Here is a 16,831-nt window from a genome sequence, read left to right as displayed (position 1 = left end):
TCAATTTAAAAAGCCGGCAAGTCAGAACTCGCGTGCTGGCGCAGGGTATGGCGTGCAGTTTCAAAGTCAGGGAAGACGGACTGCACCGTCGCCCAGAAGCGTGGGCTGTGATTCATTTCGCGCAAGTGGGCAAGTTCGTGTGCGACCACATAATCAATGATCATCGGCGAGAAATGAATCAGGCGCCAGTTCAGCCTGATCCTGCCTTGCGAAGTACACGACCCCCAGCGGGTACTTGCCGATGACAGACTCATGCTCTGGTAGCGTACATTGAGTTTTTCCGCAAATACTGGCAGGCGCTCATTGAATATACGTTTTGCCTCCTGCTGCAACCAGGCCTGTACACGGTCTTTCAATTGTTGTTCACCGGCGTCGACAGGCAGGCTGATGACCAGTTCAGCACGGTCAGCTTCAAAATGGGTGCCGCTGACAGAAGCCGGTGCAATCCGCAAGGTGATCTCACCACCAAGGTAAGGCAGTTTTGCGCCATCCCGCCAGTGCATGCTGGGTTCCAGCTGACGCTGTGTGCGTTCGCGTCTTTCAGTCAGCTTGCGCAGGATCCAGGCCTGCTTTTCCTGTATGGCAGTTTCTATATCTGCTATTGTCACCCAGCGCGGCGCAGTGATGCGCAGGCCATCTTCACTGATCAAAAAACCTATGCTGCGGCGTTTGGAACGTTGCAGGTCATATTCGAGCAAATAATCCTGGATCAGGATTCTGCGTTTGTTGCTGGTGTTGACATAGGTCGACGGTGGCTGCGGCACAGCCCCGGTCTGCCCGGGTTTATCCATGACTGGTATTTCACGCTTTGCAGCGCCCGGTGAATCTGGTGCACCTGGTGAGGTGGGACGCAATTTGTCCGGCACCAGAAAATCACTGAATAAATCCAGCTGCAAGGCCATTTGTATTGCCTTGCCTATTGATGATGGAATGCGCGGTTTCATTTCAGATTGGGGTGATCCTGATTCAATAATACAGATTTTAAAGGGCTCATCTTTTGCAGGCATTTGTCCTGCAATAAAAGTCCTTACTCCCCTTAGTTTGACCTATTTTTAAGGGTTCGTGTTTTTATGCGGAAAAATCAATCTCCATTAAAAAAACATGGCAATTATGGAATGAATTTGCTTTTTTTGTTATCGCACACATATCGTTGTGGCGACAGATGAAGACGATTGCTGATGGCGTGTTATTTCCAGTCACCGGCTTCTATCCATTTCCTGTATCCATTCATTAACTACCGGGCCTGTATGTCCATACTGACATTGCTGCAAAAATACCGACACATCCTGACCGGTAAATTATTGAGATGGCTGGGCATCTTTGATAAAAAGCCCCTGGATTATCCATTTGCACGCAGTGACGCCACCCTGTTGTATCAGCATACAGCCTGTGCTGATATTGTTGCCATTGATGAGCAGACTACGGCTGACATGCTGGTCGACGAATATGCAGACACACTGGCGGCCGGAACCAGTATTTTTGGTCGGCAAATATTGTATAAACGTCTGCGCGAGGGGTATCAGGGGGCGCATCAGAAGCAGCGATTGACCGCCTTGTCTGAGCATCCGGCGCTGGCGCAGGTTATCACGCATTGTCAACCCTTGCGTGAGGTCGAGAGTGAGCTCAGCGAACAGCTTTTTGCCAGCCATATACCGGTACCGCCGAAGTGGTTCAAGATGATCTGGCTGGCGCCGATCTTCATGATCCTGATGATATCACTGGCTGTGTTATTACCCTCAAATGCTTATGTCTGGACTGCCGTTATCCTGGCCTGGGGTGGTTTGTTATTCTTGCAAATGCATTTTCAAGCTGAGGTAGCCGGATGGGACAAAAAAATGCGTGCTATCAGGTATATGCTGCACAGTTTTCATTTACTTGATGAACAACAGCTATGGGATGCTACGACAGGTGACACGGCGAGCGCTATCAATCGTCAGCAGGTAAAGAAAATAATTCGGGGCAGTAATCGCTCAATATTTATCTCGATACCTGGTTTTCGTGAATATGCAGACTGGGTCATGCTGGACAATATCAAATATTATTTCAAGACCAGCCTCCTCGTCAGGGACAGTCAGGAATGTCTCAAACAGCTTTATCTGTTGCTGGCAAACCTTGACGCCGACCTGGCTCTGGTAAGGCATTTGCAGACAGTGCCACAGTATTGCTGGACAGAGCAGACTGCTGCGACGCAACTGAATTTTCAGCAGCTCACACATCCGCTGCTGGAGCAGATGCAGCCCCTGTCCATTGAGTTAATCGACAAGGGGGCCTTTATTTCAGGTCAGAACGGCGTGGGTAAAAGCACGCTCTTGCGTACTGTGGGCCTTAACCTGATTGTCGCCAAAGCTTTTGGTTTTTGCTATGCCGCCACGGCCGCCGTTCCTGTGCTGACAGTTTATTCAAGCATGCAAAGTGAAGATTCCTTGCTGGGCGGGGAGAGTTTATATCTGACAGAATTGAGACGTGCCAGGGAGTTGCTCAGCGTGGCTGAAAAGGGGCAAGCCGCCTTGTTCATTATCGATGAAGTCTTTCGCGGCACTAATCACATGGAGTCCATCTCGGCCGCTGCTGCCGTGCTGCATAGCCTGTCCAGATCAAATCTGGTGATCGTGTCTTCCCATAACCTTGTCCTTGCCAGCCTGCTGGAGCAACAACTGACGCCCATGTGTGTTGTTGCCGGACATCCGGGGAAAGATTTTTTACAATTGCAGGATGGAGTGCTGGCGCATACCAATGGCATCAAGCTGCTTGCTTCCCAGGGGTTGGGAGGCGAGATAGAGAACAAGGCGAGGCGTGTGTTCGAATGGCTGAGCAGTTACCTCGCGCACCCTGACAAGTCTGGACAAATACTTGAGCTTGAATCGTGACTTGAAGCATCACTTGAATCGTTACCCGGATACAGTTGCCACGACGGGATGTGATGGCAACTGTCCAGAGATGAAAGGGCTTCAGGACTGAAGCTTGTTTTCTCCAGCGTAGGCATGAGGAGAAATGACACGCATTTCAGCTTCTATCCATTTTTCCACTTCAGCCATCAGTTCCACTGCATTCATGCCATTGGGCGGTATTGGTTTGCCAACTGATACGGTGACTGTGCCTGGCAATTTTGTGAAAGAATTCTTCGGCCAGCATTCGCCTGAGTTCAGTGCGATAGGTACGACCGGGGTGTTGGTTTCTACTGCCAGACGGGCACCGCCGCCTTTATACTGACCTTTTTTGCCAACGGCAATACGTGTACCTTCGGGGAACATGATGATCCACTGTCCATCAGCCAGGCGCTTGCGGCCCTGAGTGACAACGTGGGCAAAGGCATCCTTGCCCTTGCTGCGGTCGATAGGGATCATGCGCAGCATGGAAATCGCCCATCCAAAGAAGGGGATGTAGGTAATTTCTTTTTTGAAGACGAAGACCAGTGGGCGCGGAGTTGCCATCAACAGGAAGATGGTTTCCCATGCTGACTGATGCTTGGCCAGCAAGATAGCAGGGCCGTCAGGGAAGTTTTCAAAGCCCTTGGTTTGATAACGTATGCCGCAAATCACTTTTGCGGCCCAGATAATGAAAACATTCCAGCGCGCCGTGATGTAGTAACGCTGGTTATACGGCAAAAATGCAAACAGCATGCTGATCGGCGCCCAGATGACAGTGACTATCGCCATCACCAGCAGGAAAATCAGTGAACGTATGAAACGGGTGATGCTAAGCATGTAGTCTCCAGTTGTAGCGATGCTGAGCCAGCTCAGATTGCGATATTAAATTCTGATGGTGAGTTTTCAACCAGTTGGTTCACCATGGCAGCCAGGTCGGCATGGACTTGAGTGCCAGGTGGCAGGCCACCTTTTTCCTGGGCTTTGCTGCCTTTGCCCGTCAGCACCAGATGCGGCTTGCAGCCCAGAACAAAACCAGCCTGCAAGTCACGCAGTGAATCGCCAACACAATGTACACCCTTGAGATTGGTGTCATAACGACGGGCAATTTCTTGCAGCATGCCGGGCTTGGGTTTGCGGCAATCACAATTGTCGTCTGCCATGTGCGGGCAAAAGAAGATCGCATCGATGGTGGCGCCGACCTGTTGTGCTGTCGTATGCATTTTTTGATGAATGGCGTTCAGCGTTGCCATATCGAACAGCTTGCGACCTATGCCCGACTGGTTGGTGGCGACCACCACTGTATAGCCCGCCTGATTAAGACGGGCTATGGCTTGCAGTGAGCCCGGTATCGGCTTCCATTCTTCAGGCGACTTGATAAAGTCGTCCGAATCCTGGTTGATGACGCCGTCGCGGTCAAGGATGATGAGTTTCATCTGCAATCCTGTTGAATTTGCCATCGTGTCTCAATATTCTTTAAACGCTGTCTCAGGCCGCCAGCTTGGAAATATCAGCCACCTGATTCATCATGCCGTGCAGGCTGGCAAGCAAAGCCAGGCGGTTATTGCGCAAGGCCAGGTCTTCAGCATTCACCATGACATCATTGAAGAAACTGTCTACCGCTGCACGCAGGGCGGCCAGTGTTTTCAAGGCACTGGTGAAATCACCTCTGGCAAAAGCGGCATCCACTTCTGGTTTGACATCAGCCATGGCCTTGGCCAGTGCCTGCTCGGCAGCTTCCTGCAACAGGGCCGGCTGGACTGCACCTGGCGTACCCTCGGCTTTTTTGAGGATATTGGTAATACGCTTGTTGGCAGCAGCCAGTGCTTCTGATTCTGGCAGGGCGGCAAAGGCTTGTACAGCTTGCAGGCGTTCAACGATGTTATCCAGTGTGTCTGGTTGTTGGGCAACCACAGCTTCGACTTCATTTTGTGAAAAACCACGGTCACGCAATTGACCACGCAGACGGTCAAACAGGAAGTTCAATACGTCGCCTGTCGGGTCAGTGAAATTGGCATTACCGGCAAACAGCGCAACCGCTTGTGCCAGCAAGGTATCCAGCGACAGCGGCAAGCGTTTTTCCACCAGCATGCGCAAGATGCCCAGGGCATGGCGGCGCAGCGCAAACGGGTCACGGTCACCGGTAGGTTGCAAGCCTATGCCCCAGATGCCAACCAGGGTTTCCAGTTTGTCAGCCAGTGCTACGGCAGTACCTGTCAGTGTCGCAGGCAGGGCATCACCAGCGAAACGTGGTTGATAGTGTTCAGACGCGGCAGCAGCCACATCTGCGTGCTCGCCATCATGCTGGGCATAGTAAGTACCCATAATGCCTTGCAGTTCAGGGAATTCACCAACCATGTCGGTCAGCAGATCAGTCTTGGCCAGCAGGGCGGCACGTTCAGTCAGGGCGACATCACCATTCAGGCTGGCAGCAATCTGGCCTGCCAGGGTTTTGACGCGTTGCGTGCGCTCTGCCTGGCTGCCCAGTTTGTTGTGGTAGACCACGTTCGCCAGCAGCGGCAGGCGGGACTCCAGGGTCTTTTTCTTGTCTTGCTCAAAGAAGAACTTGGCATCTGACAGGCGTGGGCGCACGACGCGCTCATTACCAGTGATGATATGTTGCGGGTCGCTGGTTTCGAGGTTGGAGACGATCAAAAAGCGTGAACGCAATTTGCCGCTGGCGTCGGTCAGGGCAAAATACTTTTGGTTTGTCTGCATAGTCAGGATCAGGCATTCCTGGGGTACGGCCAGAAACTCCTGTTCGAAATTGCATTCATAGACGACCGGCCATTCGACCAGCGAAGTCACTTCGTCCAGCAGGGATTCAGGCATCAGCACCTGGTCTGCACCAGCTTTGGCCAGCAGGGCTGTGCGTATCTGTTCCTTGCGGTCATTGAAGCTGGCAATCACCTTGCCTTCGGTTTTCAGGCTGGCGGCATAGTCTTCTGCTTTGGCTATACTGACTTCACCGCCAGACAGGAAGCGGTGGCCTCCGGTAGTGCGGCCACTTTCCAGACCCAGCAGGGATAATGGAATAATGTCAGCGCCATGCAGGGCGATGATTTTATGCACAGGGCGCACGAAATGCACAGTCTCGCCATCAGGGCGCTGATAGCTCATGACCTTGGGGATAGGCAGTTTGCCTATGGTTTCTTCCAGCGAAGTCTGCACTGCCGGTGCCAGGGCTGTGCCTGCGGCGGTATAGCTGTAAAAGAAGCTTTCAGCCTTGCCATCAACAGCACGTTCCAGGTCACTGACCTGCAAGTTAGGGAAGCCCAGTGCCGCCAGTTTTTTACCCAATGGTGCTGTCGCATTACCTGCTGCATCCAGTGCTACGGAGACAGGCAAGACTTTTTCGCGCATCAGCTTGTCCGGGGAAGTGGCACGTACACTGGTGATACTGACAGCCAGGCGGCGTGGTGAGGCATAGCTGGTCGCCACAGATTCAGCTTCGAGGAAATCGCGTGACTTCAAACCAGCGACGATACCGGCACTAAATGCTTCACCCAGTTTGGCCAGTGCCTTGGGTGGCAGCTCTTCGGTAAATAATTCTACTAACAGTGTTTGGCTCATGTTTCTTATCCTACGTTCTGGCGCTGTGCCAGAATCTGTTTAATGATGTTCTCGGGGCTATGCTGTAAGCTTATGCAGTAGTCACTGCAGCAGGAGCAGGCTTGTGCTTGTCATCCGCAGCGCACATGGGGAAGCCTAATGCTTCACGCGATGCATAGTAGGCCGCAGCCACGGCACGCGACAGATTGCGTATGCGGCCTATGTAGGCAGCACGCTCAGTCACGGAGATGGCGCCACGCGCATCCAGCAAGTTGAAAGTATGCGCAGCTTTCAATATCATTTCATAGGCTGGCAGAGCCAGGGATTTTTCTGTCACTTCCAGCAGGCGTTTGGCTTCTGCTTCGTAGTTTGTGAACAAAGAAAACAGGAAATCCGTATTTGAATATTCAAAACTGAACGTTGATTGCTCAACTTCATTTTGATGGAAGACATCGCCATAAGACAGGCGCACGGTCTTGCCGTTTTCTACATGCTCTGTCCATACCAGGTCATAGATATTGTCTACACCTTGCAGATACATGGCCAGGCGTTCCAGGCCATAAGTGATTTCGCCGAGGATAGGCTTGCAATCCAGGCCGCCGACTTGCTGGAAGTAAGTGAATTGCGTAACTTCCATACCATTGAGCCAGACTTCCCAGCCCAGGCCCCAGGCACCCAGGGTAGGGTTTTCCCAGTCATCTTCCACAAAACGTATGTCGTTTTGTTGCAAATCCAGACCCAGGGCTTTCAAAGAGCCAAGGTAGAGGTCGAGGATATTTTCTGGCGCAGGCTTCAACACCACCTGATATTGATAATAGTGTTGCAGACGGTTCGGGTTTTCGCCATAACGGCCATCCTTGGGGCGGCGTGATGGTTGTACATAGGCCGCACGCCATGGTTCTGGCCCGATAGCGCGCAAGAAAGTGCCAGTGTGCGAAGTACCCGCGCCCACTTCCATATCGTAAGGTTGCAACAGGGCGCAACCTTGTTTGTCCCAGTAGTCTTGTAATGTCAGGATAATCTGTTGAAATGTGAGCATCGTGCTATCTGCCTTTGTCACTTCTTGAAGAAGCGATGAATAAAGTTTGCCAAACCTTAGATTTTAACGGCTTTTGCGCAGGATAGGCGAATTTGCTTGATGTTGTTTTGTTAATTTTCATGGGTAATTCAAGCAAGAAAGCAGGACATCTCAGCACAGAGGCACAGGGACTCAGGAATAATCCATGGCTAAACGATAAAAAGGCCAACTACTTCAGGGTACTTCCTGATGCAGACTAGTTGCTCTATTCATTAATCAATTAGCCAGTTTATGAGTCCGACGTTGCAAAAATGATTAAACTGCTTTCTTTTTCGGTGACCATATGGGTAAAGGGGAGTGCCATTCCTGGCGGTTTTTGTTGCAATTCATGTGGCTACGGGGTATAAAAATCCACTTGCCAAATAAAAACAGCGCGTTGAACAGGAGACCGCAAAGCAATGGCTATTGTCGACCAAACACTGACTTTGGATGCAGAGACGCAACGACTGGAGGAATGGTATCTCTTGCTCGGAGAGTTGTCTCATTGCCTTTGGTATGCGACCGATTTACCCGACATGCTGCGCGGTTTTTGTCGCATTCTGGTACAAAGGGCTGGTTATCTGTGTGCTGAAATTGAATTGGACCTGGGCGACAAGTCAGAAGTCTATCGTTTTCGCAGCGATACACCGGCGAGTTCCACTATCCAATATCTGGTTTTACCGCTCAAGCAATATGGTCACGCACTGGCAGCATTACGTGTCGGTGCTGAATTTGACCTGACAAAAACGAGTGATGCCAGCCACGTCCTGAACCGTTTTGCCGATGAACTGGCGCAAGCCATACATGCGCTGAGCACCACCCATGAACATCATGACCTGCAAGACAATATGGAGATGCTGGCTCTGTCCGTCCAGCAGAGTCCGTTTGCCGTCGTTATTACCAGTGCAGATGGTGAGCTGGAATACGGCAATGACAGTTTTTGCCGTATTTCCGGTTATCAGCTATCCGAGGCCTTGGGCAAGCATATCTTCTGGAACTCCGGCGACCCGGCAGATGAAAAAGTCATGCGTATCATCAAGTCGCTTAAGGTGGGGGAGCATTGGCAGGGGGAGGTACTCAGTCATCGCAAGGACGGCAGTACCTATTGGGAAAAACAGATCATCAGCCCTTTGTGCAATGCCGAAGGTCAGATCACCCATCTGGTCGCCGTCAAGCAGGACATCACCGACAGCAAGTTCCAGCTGAAAGAAGTCGAACAAGCCCTGCTCCTGCGTGAGCAAGCGCTGGTGTCAAGCAGCAATGGCATCATGATTACCCGCAGTGACGACAATGATCATTCCATCGTTTATGTGAATCCGGCGTTTGAAAGAATCACTGGTTATACAGCCCAGGAAGTGATAGGCCGTGAGGGACGTTTTCTGGTAAGGGAAGACCTGGCGCAGCCTGACCTGGAAGAGATCCGTACTGCCTTAAGGGAAAAACGACCCGGCTGCGCCTTGTTACGCAATTACCGCAAGGACGGTACGCAATTCTGGAATGAATTGCATATCTCGCCCGTCAAGGATGCGACGGGGGCAGCCACCACACACTTTGTCAGTGTCATCAATGATGTCAGCGAGCGCATCAATTACCAGAAAGAGCTGGAATACCAGGCCACCCACGATAGCCTGACTGGCCTGGCGAACCGTAATCTGCTGAATGACCGTATTACCCAGGCTATTGCCTGGGCCAAGCGACAGGACCTGTCAGTAGGTCTGATGCTGCTTGATCTTGATCACTTCAAGCTGATCAACGATGCCTCCGGTCATGGCGCCGGCGACGCCATGCTCAAGCAGGTGGCGCACAGGCTCAGCCATTGTGTGCGCGAGACCGATACGGTTGCCCGTTTGGGCGGCGATGAATTCGTCATCATCCTGACAGACTTGCCCGAGACCGGTGACGTCGACATCGTTGCTGAAAAAATCCTGGGCGCATTGTCGCGACCCTTTGAAATCAACGGGCATGATGTATTCGTCACCGCCAGCATAGGCATATCGCTCTATCCACGTGACGGTGATCATGGCGAAATCCTGTTGCGCTATGCCGATATTGCCATGTACCGCGTGAAGGAACATGGTCGTAACAGTGTGCGCCAGTTCATACCCGAGATGGGGGTGACTGCCATTAGCCGACTGAATATGGAGGGGGCATTGCGGCGGGCGCTGGAGCGCCATGAACTGACCCTGCATTACCAGCCAAAGATAGAGCTGAGCGGTGGCCGCATCATCGGTGCAGAAGCACTGGTGCGCTGGCATCATCCGCAGATAGGTCTGATCCACCCCATAGAATTCATCCCCCTGGCGGAAGAGACTGGGCTGATCCTGCCGCTCGGTGAATGGGTGCTGGCCGAAGCTTGCCGTCAGCAAGTCAGCTGGAAAAATACCGGTCTGGGGGACTTGAAGATAGCCATCAATATGTCGCCACGCCAGTTCCGGCAAGAGGATCTGTCTGAACGTGTCGCCGCCATTTTTGCCGAGACCGGCGCCAGCCCAGGTCATGTCACGCTGGAGCTGACTGAAAGCATGGTGATGCAGGACGTCAGCAGTACCCTGGTTGCCTTGCGCGCCCTGAAAAACCTCGGCTTGTCGATCTCGCTGGATGATTTTGGTACTGGTTATTCCAGCCTGTCTTATCTGCGGCGCTTCCCTATCGACGAACTCAAGATCGATAAATCCTTCATCAACGACATTCACGAAAACCCTGATGATGCGGCGATTGCCAGCGCCATCATCGCGATGGCGCTGAGCCTGGGCTTGAGCGTGGTGGCAGAGGGCGTGGAAAAGAAAGAGCAGGCTGAACTTTTGCGCAATATGGGGTGCAGCCAGGTGCAGGGCTATTATTTTGCCCGTCCAATGGACGCAGCAGGCTTTGCCACCCGTTACCGTGAGCATGTCAATGGCTAAACTGATCTGGCGCACCGGCAAGGTGACAGAAATCCCGGAATTGCTGAAGGCGGCAACCCTGGAAAAATCCGCAGCTGTCGGCACAGCCACCGTGTATCACTTCATCCATGAAGGGCAGGAGAAACTGGCAGTCTCCCTGCCCGACGGACAGGCGCTGATCATGGAACTGCTGTCAACCAGCAAGCCGCGCAGACGCCGGATAGACCCGACGAAAACTGCTGCCATCAAACTGGCTGACGAGACCGGGAATTAGACAGTCCGCACCAGCTTTACCAATGATCAGCTATCAGCGCTCACTATCCAGTGCGGCCATCGCATGCGCATTGTAGCGTTCACCTGCCACTGCATTGCCCGGTATGGCTGCGTCGATTGCCTGCAGTTCTGCGGGGCTGAATTCCACATCAAGCGCTCCAAGTGCTTCGCTGAGGCGGTCACGACGGCGGGCGCCAACCAGAGGGATGATATCTTCGCCTTGCGCCAGCACCCAGGCGATGGCGGCTTGCGCTACCGTGATGCCTTTGCTGGTAGCAATACTGCGCAAGGCTTCCACCAGGGCCAGGTTACGCTCCAGATTGCCATCCTGGAAGCGCGGGCTGATGCTGCGGAAATCCTGTATGCTGGCATTGCGTTCAGCACTCCAGTGTCCGCTGAGCAGGCCGCGCGACAAGACACCGTAAGCCGTAACGGCGATGCCGAGTTCACGGCAGACCGGCAATATCTCATGCTCCATGCCGCGTGAAAACAGCGAATACTCGATTTGCAAATCACTGATGGCATGTACGCTGGCCGCGCGCCGTATGTTGGCGACCCCAAGTTCTGACAGACCGATATGGCGTACGTAACCGGCTTTGACCATGTCTGCCATGGCCCCTATGGTTTCTTCAATCGGGACTTGTGTATCGAGTCTGGCAATGCGGTAGACGTCAATATGGTCTGTGCCCAGGCGTTTCAGGGTATAGGCCAGCGAATTCTTGACGGCGGCAGGGCGTCCGTCCATGCCGATCCAGTTACCTTGGGGGTCGCGCATGGCGCCAAATTTGACGCTGATCCTGACCTGTTCACGTGGCAGGTTTTGCAAGGCTTCCTGTATCAGTAATTCATTATGGCCCATGCCATAAAAATCCCCGGTATCGAGCAAATTGATGCCGGCATCAAGTGCGGCATGGATGGTGGCAATACTTTCGCCCCGGTCTGCCGGTCCGTACAGGTCTGACATACCCATGCAGCCGAGACCGATTGCCGATACCTGCTGGCCTTGCCTGCCCAGTTGACGCGTCCTTATGCTGCTGGTGTGGTTTGTGCTGATCGTCATAGTCATATTCCCATTCACTGTTGTTGCCCCAGCAGGTTTGCTGAAGATGGGGTGATTGTAGTTGTGATGAATTTTTAGATAAATGGGGTAAAATTGTAATTACTATTCAAAAAATCTAAACAATTATCAAATCAATTTTCAGTTGGTGAGGTGATGGATAAATTTCAAGCCATGCAGGTGTTTGTTGCCGTGGTGGAGCGCGCCAGTTTTACCCGTGCGGCGGAACATCTGCAACTGCCCAGGGCCAGTGTGACACTCAGTATCCAGCAGCTGGAAACGCATCTCGGGACGCGCCTGCTGCAAAGAACCACACGCCAGGTCAATACCACTGCTGACGGCGATGCCTACTACCAGCGCTGCGTGCGGCTGCTGGCAGATCTGGAAGAAACAGAGTCCGCCTTCAGCCACAGCTTGCTCAATCCACGCGGCAAATTGAAGCTGAACCTGCAAGGCTCGCTTGGCACGGCATTTGTGATCCCGGCCCTGCCTGGTTTTAGCGCCAGATATCCCTTGATCGAACTCGAAATTGGCATGGGTGACCGTCTGGTTGATCTGGTGCGTGAGGGGATAGACTGCGTTTTGCGTGGTGGTGAATTGCGTGATTCCAGCATGATCGCACGCAGGGTGGCGCTGATGACGCAAATCACCTGTGCCAGCAGCAGCTACCTGGAAAAGCATGGCCTGCCAAAGACTCTGGCTGATCTGGAGCAGCATCAGGCAGTCAATTATTTTTCTTCCGTCACAGGACGTAATGTTGATTTTGAATTTGTCGTCGACGGCAAGAAGCAATTGTTACCCATGAAGGGGATGCTGTCGGTCAATGATGCCGATGCCTACGCTGCCAGCGCAGCAGCAGGCTATGGCTTGATTCAGCTGCCGCGCTACCATGTGGCAGCCCAGCTTGCAGCTGGCAGCATGTGCGAAGTATTACCCGGCATGCGCCCGCCTGCCATGCCGGTGTCCATACTCTACCCCCGTCATCGTCAGTTGTCGCCTCGGGTCAGGGTATTTGCCGACTGGCTGACAGAGTTGATGGCCGGGAACGCCAGATTGTTTGAATAAGCGATAAATTATTTGAAAGTTATTTGGCATGCATTTTCCTTCATTCTCTTGATTTCCATTATCATGCTGTCATGACAGACGAACCAGAAGTTTCCCTCCCCCCTTATCCTGGTATCCAGGCAAAAGATGTACTGTTGGTGCAGACGCCTGCAGATGCTGAACTGGCTTACGCCGACATGAAGGATGCAGATATCCTGGGTTTTGATACAGAATCCAAGCCTGTATTTTTTAAGGGCCAGAAGTCCGACGGCCCTCACCTGATACAGCTGGCCAGTGACACGCGCGCCTATTTGTTCCCTCTGGTGAAGGCAGTCAATACAGATACTGTACGCGCCATTCTTGAATCAAAACAGATACAGAAAGTCGGTTTTGGCCTCAGCGACGACATCAAGCATCTTAAGATCAAACTCAATATCACCCCGCAAAATGTGCTGGACCTGGCCCGAGCCCTGCGTGAAAGCAAGCAGCGTGACATGGGCGCCAAAGCCGCCGTTGCCAAGTTCTTTGGCATGAACCTGCAAAAATCCAAGAAAACCTCTACCTCAAACTGGGCCAGTCCAGTATTGAATGATAAACAGATCATGTATGCCGCCAATGATGCCCAGGTGGCCCTGCTGGTTTATCGCAAATGGTTGGCAAACCGACAAACCTGAACCTTAATTGTGATTGATGGTCAGAGCTAAGGTTTCCTCATTGTTGTGAGCGAAACCAAGGACCGGCATGGCAAGCGAGTGATGTAACGCCGGGGTTTACCTCCCCCGGGTTGATATTATTGCTGCGCTGCAATGTCAATAATCCATAGATTTTTTGTCGAATATAAGGTCTTTAACATTACAATTAAGTGATGTTAGTTCAGTTCGGTTTGTTCCGGAAATCGTATTTTCTCTCGTTGAAAGGTTGTCCAGGTGTCCAGCGCGCAAGTTTCCCCCGATTTTCTTTCTTTCCGCCCGGCGTCCGGTTTGCGTCGCCTGAGTACGGCAGCGTTGTATGTTTGCCTGGCTTATGGCAGCTATTCACCTTTGATTCAGGCCGCTACTTTGCAGACAGAGGCGGCCCAGGCGACGGTTCCTGTTTCAGCAAAAAAGGCGATTACCCATGATGTATATGCCAACTGGCGCAGCATTCAGGGCAGTGTGCTGAGTCGTGATGGCAACTGGGCAGCGTATGCACTGGTCGGGCAAGAGTCAGATGGCGAAGTCGTGGTGAAAAACCTCAAGGACGGCCGCGAATGGCGGTCGCCGCGCGGTACCGGTCCTGTGTTCAGTGCTGACGGCCGCTACCTGGCTTTTGCTATTGCTCCTACGCGTGCAGAACTGGACAAGGCCAAGAAAGAAAAGAAGAAGGGCGATGATTTGCCCAAGCCTGGCATGGGCTTCATGGACCTGAGCAATGGTAAAGTGGAAAGCCAGGACAGGGTAAAACGTTTTGCCTGGCCGGAAGAGGGCGGTAATTTCCTGGCAGTGTTGCTGGAAGCGCCAAAAGAAGTGAAAAAGGATGCTAAAAAAGACAGCGAGGCTGCTGCCAAGGATGATGATCAGGATGAAGGCCTGGATGAGGATCAGCAGGTTACGACCAGTTCTGCCAGCGCTGCCAAGAAAAAAGAAACTGGTTCAGAATTCCTGTTCATCGATGTTGCCAACGGCAAGCGCCACAGCTATAAGGATGTCACGGATTTTGCCTGGGCCAAGAACGGTGAGTTGCTGGCTTTCAGCATAACTGGCAAGGAAACAGGCAAGGAAAGCAAGGACAGCAAGGACAGCAAGGACAGCAAGGACAGCAAGGACAGCAAGGACAGCAAGGACAGCAAGGACAGCAAGGACAGCAAGGACAGCGGTGGTGTCGCCATCATCAGCCCGCAGGATACAACGGCACGCGCTGTCATGAGTGGCGCTGGCAGTTACCGGCATCTGAATTTTGATGAAGCCGGTCGTCAACTGGCCTTTGTCAGCAATCGTGATGACCTGGCAAAAAAACGGGCCGAAGCTGACAAGTCTGGTAAAAAACAGAGCGAAGCCGATAAGGAAAAAGAAATCACTGCTTTTAACCTGTATTACTGGCGTGCCGGTGATGCAGAAGCGAGAGCCATTGTCACTGCCGGTACAGCCGGTTTGCCATCGGGCTGGCTGCCCAGCGAGCATGCCAGCCTGAGCTTCAGCAAAGACGGGCAACGCCTGTTCTTTGGTACGGCAGAACTGGCCAGACCAGAACCCAAGGATGCACCAGAACCATTCAAGGTTGACCTCTGGCATTGGAAAGACCCTGAACTGCAATCCATGCAAAAGGTGAAGGCGGAGAAAGAAAAACAGCGCAGTTATAAGGCCGTATTCCATATCGCAGAGCAGCGCCTGGTCCAGCTTGCCAGCAAGGGCGTCCCCAATGTACTGATTAACGACAACTCCGGTTTTGCCATGGGTGTCAGTGACCTGCCATACAGGATGCAGCAATCATGGGATGCCCTGTACCATGATGCATATGCTGTCGACTTGCAGACCGGGCAGGCACGTCTGCTGGCGCAAAAGCTGCGCTATGTACCTAGCCTGTCACCAGGCGGCAAATATGTGCTGGCCTTTGATGCCTATACCAGTACCTGGTTTGCCTGGGCCACCGCTGATGGCAGCAAGATCAACCTGACGGGAAAGATCAAAGCCAGGTTTGAAGACGCTAAACGTGACACGCCAGAAGTCAAGGATGCTTATGGTTTTGCCGGCTGGACGGAAGATGATGCCAGTGTTGTTCTATACGATCAGTTCGACCTGTGGGAAGTGAACCCCAAAACACAGGTCAGCCGTAACCTGACAGCAGGTTATGGACGCAAGCACCAGCTTGAGTTGCGCTATGTACCACTCGATCATGAGAAAAAAATGCCGGGTGAAGAGCCTTCGCCAATAGCAGAGGCCAAAGCCTTGCCAACTGATTCATGGATACTGGCGGCAACGCATGAAGGCAATCGCTCAACCGGTTATTATCAGCAAAACCCCAAGGCTGGTGAACCAGTCAAGCTGATTCATGCCGACAAATTGATTTCTGGTTTGATCAAGGCAAAAAAAGCTGACACAGTGTTGTTCACCGAGCAGAGTTTTGTTGAATTCCCGGACCTGTGGGCCAGTAACCTGACTTTGCAAAATCCGCAAAAAATCAGCGCAGCCAATCCACAGCAAGCCAGCTATAACTGGGGCAGGCAGGAGTTGATTGAGTACACCACACTGGACGGAAAAAAACTCAAGGCCCTGTTGGCCAAGCCAGAGAATTTTGACCCGGCCAAGAAATATCCGATGATGGTCTACATCTATGAAAACATGTCGGAGAATCTGCATAAATATGTGCCTCCTGCGCCGGGCCAGAACATCAATGTGACCCGCTACCTGAGCAACGGCTATATTGTGCTGCGTCCGGACATCGTCTACAAGACCGGCCACCCGGGCAAGAGCGCCTACAATGCCGTGATACCGGCAGTGCAGAAAGTGCTGGCGCAGGGTTATGTTGATCCAAAACGCGTGGGCATACAAGGCCATAGCTGGGGTGCTTACCAGATCAATTACCTGATCACGCAAACCAATATGTTCCGTGCGGTTGAGGCCGGTGCGTCCATGGCCAACATGACCAGTGGCTATGGCGGCATACGCTGGGGTACCGGCATGAGCCGCGCCTTTCAATATGAAAAACAGCAAAGCCGTATCGGCGGGGCGCCCTGGAACAAGACGGCGGAATACATAGAAAATTCCCCGATTTTCCATATCGACAAAGTGCAGACACCTTATCTGACCATACACAATGATGATGACGATGCAGTGCCCTGGTACCAGGCCATAGAATTCTTCACTGCCTTGCGTCAGCTGGGTAAAGAAGCTTACTGGTTCAATTACAATGGTGAAAAGCACGGCTTGAAAGAGCGCGACAACATGAAGCATTACACCGTGCATATGGCCGAATTCTTCGATCATTACCTGCTTGGCAGCCCAAGGCCGGAATGGATGGACAAGCCTGTACCCTATCTGGAACGTGGCAAGCGTGACGTGATGGGGCAGTTCAAGTCTGGTGTCACCAAACCGGAGTAGACTGTGAAAAAAACGGGAAGATGCTT

General features: G+C 52.4%; 12 protein-coding genes. 6 read left to right on the top strand and 6 right to left on the bottom strand.

From position 1 onward, the window contains the following. Positions 1-5: 5 nt before the first annotated feature. The gene (locus LZ463_RS09335) at positions 6-944 is read right to left on the bottom strand and encodes a M48 family metallopeptidase (protein WP_241455354.1); all 939 of its coding nucleotides are present in this window, start codon (positions 942-944) and stop codon (positions 6-8) included. 303 nt (positions 945-1,247) lie between these two features. On the opposite strand from LZ463_RS09335, the gene LZ463_RS09330 reads away from it, so the two are divergent. Further along, the gene (locus tag LZ463_RS09330) at positions 1,248-2,867 is read left to right on the top strand and encodes a MutS-related protein (protein WP_241455353.1); all 1,620 of its coding nucleotides are present in this window, start codon (positions 1,248-1,250) and stop codon (positions 2,865-2,867) included. A gap of 81 nt (positions 2,868-2,948) precedes the next feature. On the opposite strand, the gene LZ463_RS09325 is transcribed toward LZ463_RS09330, so the two are convergent. From LZ463_RS09325 to glyQ, 4 genes are all read right to left on the bottom strand, one after another. Further along, a complete protein-coding gene (locus tag LZ463_RS09325; protein WP_241455352.1) occupies positions 2,949-3,704 on the bottom strand; it encodes a lysophospholipid acyltransferase family protein in 756 nt (251 codons plus the stop codon). 32 nt (positions 3,705-3,736) lie between these two features. Continuing rightward, entirely contained in the window at positions 3,737-4,300 is a 564-nt protein-coding gene (gene gmhB, locus LZ463_RS09320; RefSeq protein ID WP_241455351.1) for a D-glycero-beta-D-manno-heptose 1,7-bisphosphate 7-phosphatase, read from the bottom strand. A 52-nt stretch (positions 4,301-4,352) separates the two neighbouring features. Beyond that, positions 4,353-6,437 (bottom strand): glycine--tRNA ligase subunit beta, encoded by a 2,085-nt coding sequence (glyS, locus tag LZ463_RS09315; protein ID WP_241455350.1) that lies wholly within the window; start codon positions 6,435-6,437, stop codon positions 4,353-4,355. A 70-nt stretch (positions 6,438-6,507) separates the two neighbouring features. Beyond that, a complete protein-coding gene (glyQ, locus tag LZ463_RS09310; RefSeq protein ID WP_241455349.1) occupies positions 6,508-7,455 on the bottom strand; it encodes a glycine--tRNA ligase subunit alpha in 948 nt (315 codons plus the stop codon). A 437-nt stretch (positions 7,456-7,892) separates the two neighbouring features. On the opposite strand from glyQ, the gene LZ463_RS09305 reads away from it, so the two are divergent. Together LZ463_RS09305 and LZ463_RS09300 are read left to right on the top strand one after the other, a co-directional pair. Next, positions 7,893-10,376: a GGDEF and EAL domain-containing protein gene (locus LZ463_RS09305; RefSeq protein ID WP_241455348.1), complete on the top strand. Its 2,484-nt coding sequence runs from the start codon at positions 7,893-7,895 to the stop codon at positions 10,374-10,376. Then, positions 10,369-10,629, top strand: a complete 261-nt coding sequence (locus LZ463_RS09300) for a hypothetical protein (protein WP_241455347.1) — start codon at positions 10,369-10,371, stop codon at positions 10,627-10,629. Before LZ463_RS09305 ends, LZ463_RS09300 begins: the two co-directional genes overlap by 8 nt. A 33-nt stretch (positions 10,630-10,662) precedes the next feature. Here the strand turns inward: LZ463_RS09300 and LZ463_RS09295 are convergent, their stop codons facing one another. Further along, a complete protein-coding gene (locus LZ463_RS09295; protein WP_241455453.1) occupies positions 10,663-11,658 on the bottom strand; it encodes an aldo/keto reductase in 996 nt (331 codons plus the stop codon). Between the two features lie 183 nt (positions 11,659-11,841). Between LZ463_RS09295 and LZ463_RS09290 the strand changes: the two genes are divergently transcribed. From LZ463_RS09290 to LZ463_RS29205, 3 genes are all read left to right on the top strand, one after another. After that, the gene (locus tag LZ463_RS09290; protein ID WP_241455346.1) at positions 11,842-12,750 is read left to right on the top strand and encodes a LysR family transcriptional regulator; all 909 of its coding nucleotides are present in this window, start codon (positions 11,842-11,844) and stop codon (positions 12,748-12,750) included. A gap of 71 nt (positions 12,751-12,821) precedes the next feature. Next, the gene (locus tag LZ463_RS09285; protein WP_241455345.1) at positions 12,822-13,403 is read left to right on the top strand and encodes a 3'-5' exonuclease; all 582 of its coding nucleotides are present in this window, start codon (positions 12,822-12,824) and stop codon (positions 13,401-13,403) included. Between the two features lie 252 nt (positions 13,404-13,655). Continuing rightward, positions 13,656-16,805, top strand: a complete 3,150-nt coding sequence (locus LZ463_RS29205; RefSeq protein WP_241455344.1) for a S9 family peptidase — start codon at positions 13,656-13,658, stop codon at positions 16,803-16,805. Positions 16,806-16,831 lie beyond the last annotated feature (26 nt).

It is taken from the genome of Undibacterium paludis (genome assembly GCF_022568815.1).
In the GTDB taxonomy this organism is placed as follows: Bacteria; Pseudomonadota; Gammaproteobacteria; order Burkholderiales; family Burkholderiaceae_D; genus Undibacterium.
The sequence above is the reverse complement of the archived record's forward strand: the minus strand, read 5'-3'. Positions and strand labels throughout refer to the sequence as shown.

What these genes read in the sequence shown, in the direction of transcription:
- gmhB (WP_241455351.1), bottom strand. Translation starts at nt 4,300, where the DNA reads ATGAAACTCATCATCCTTGACCGCGACGGCGTCATCAACCAGGATTCG.
- LZ463_RS09290 (WP_241455346.1), top strand. Translation starts at nt 11,842, where the DNA reads ATGGATAAATTTCAAGCCATGCAGGTGTTTGTTGCCGTGGTGGAGCGC.
- glyS (WP_241455350.1), bottom strand. Translation starts at nt 6,437, where the DNA reads ATGAGCCAAACACTGTTAGTAGAATTATTTACCGAAGAGCTGCCACCC.
- LZ463_RS09305 (WP_241455348.1), top strand. Translation starts at nt 7,893, where the DNA reads ATGGCTATTGTCGACCAAACACTGACTTTGGATGCAGAGACGCAACGA.
- LZ463_RS09325 (WP_241455352.1), bottom strand. Translation starts at nt 3,704, where the DNA reads ATGCTTAGCATCACCCGTTTCATACGTTCACTGATTTTCCTGCTGGTG.
- LZ463_RS09300 (WP_241455347.1), top strand. Translation starts at nt 10,369, where the DNA reads ATGGCTAAACTGATCTGGCGCACCGGCAAGGTGACAGAAATCCCGGAA.
- glyQ (WP_241455349.1), bottom strand. Translation starts at nt 7,455, where the DNA reads ATGCTCACATTTCAACAGATTATCCTGACATTACAAGACTACTGGGAC.
- LZ463_RS09285 (WP_241455345.1), top strand. Translation starts at nt 12,822, where the DNA reads ATGACAGACGAACCAGAAGTTTCCCTCCCCCCTTATCCTGGTATCCAG.
- LZ463_RS09330 (WP_241455353.1), top strand. Translation starts at nt 1,248, where the DNA reads ATGTCCATACTGACATTGCTGCAAAAATACCGACACATCCTGACCGGT.
- LZ463_RS09335 (WP_241455354.1), bottom strand. Translation starts at nt 944, where the DNA reads ATGAAACCGCGCATTCCATCATCAATAGGCAAGGCAATACAAATGGCC.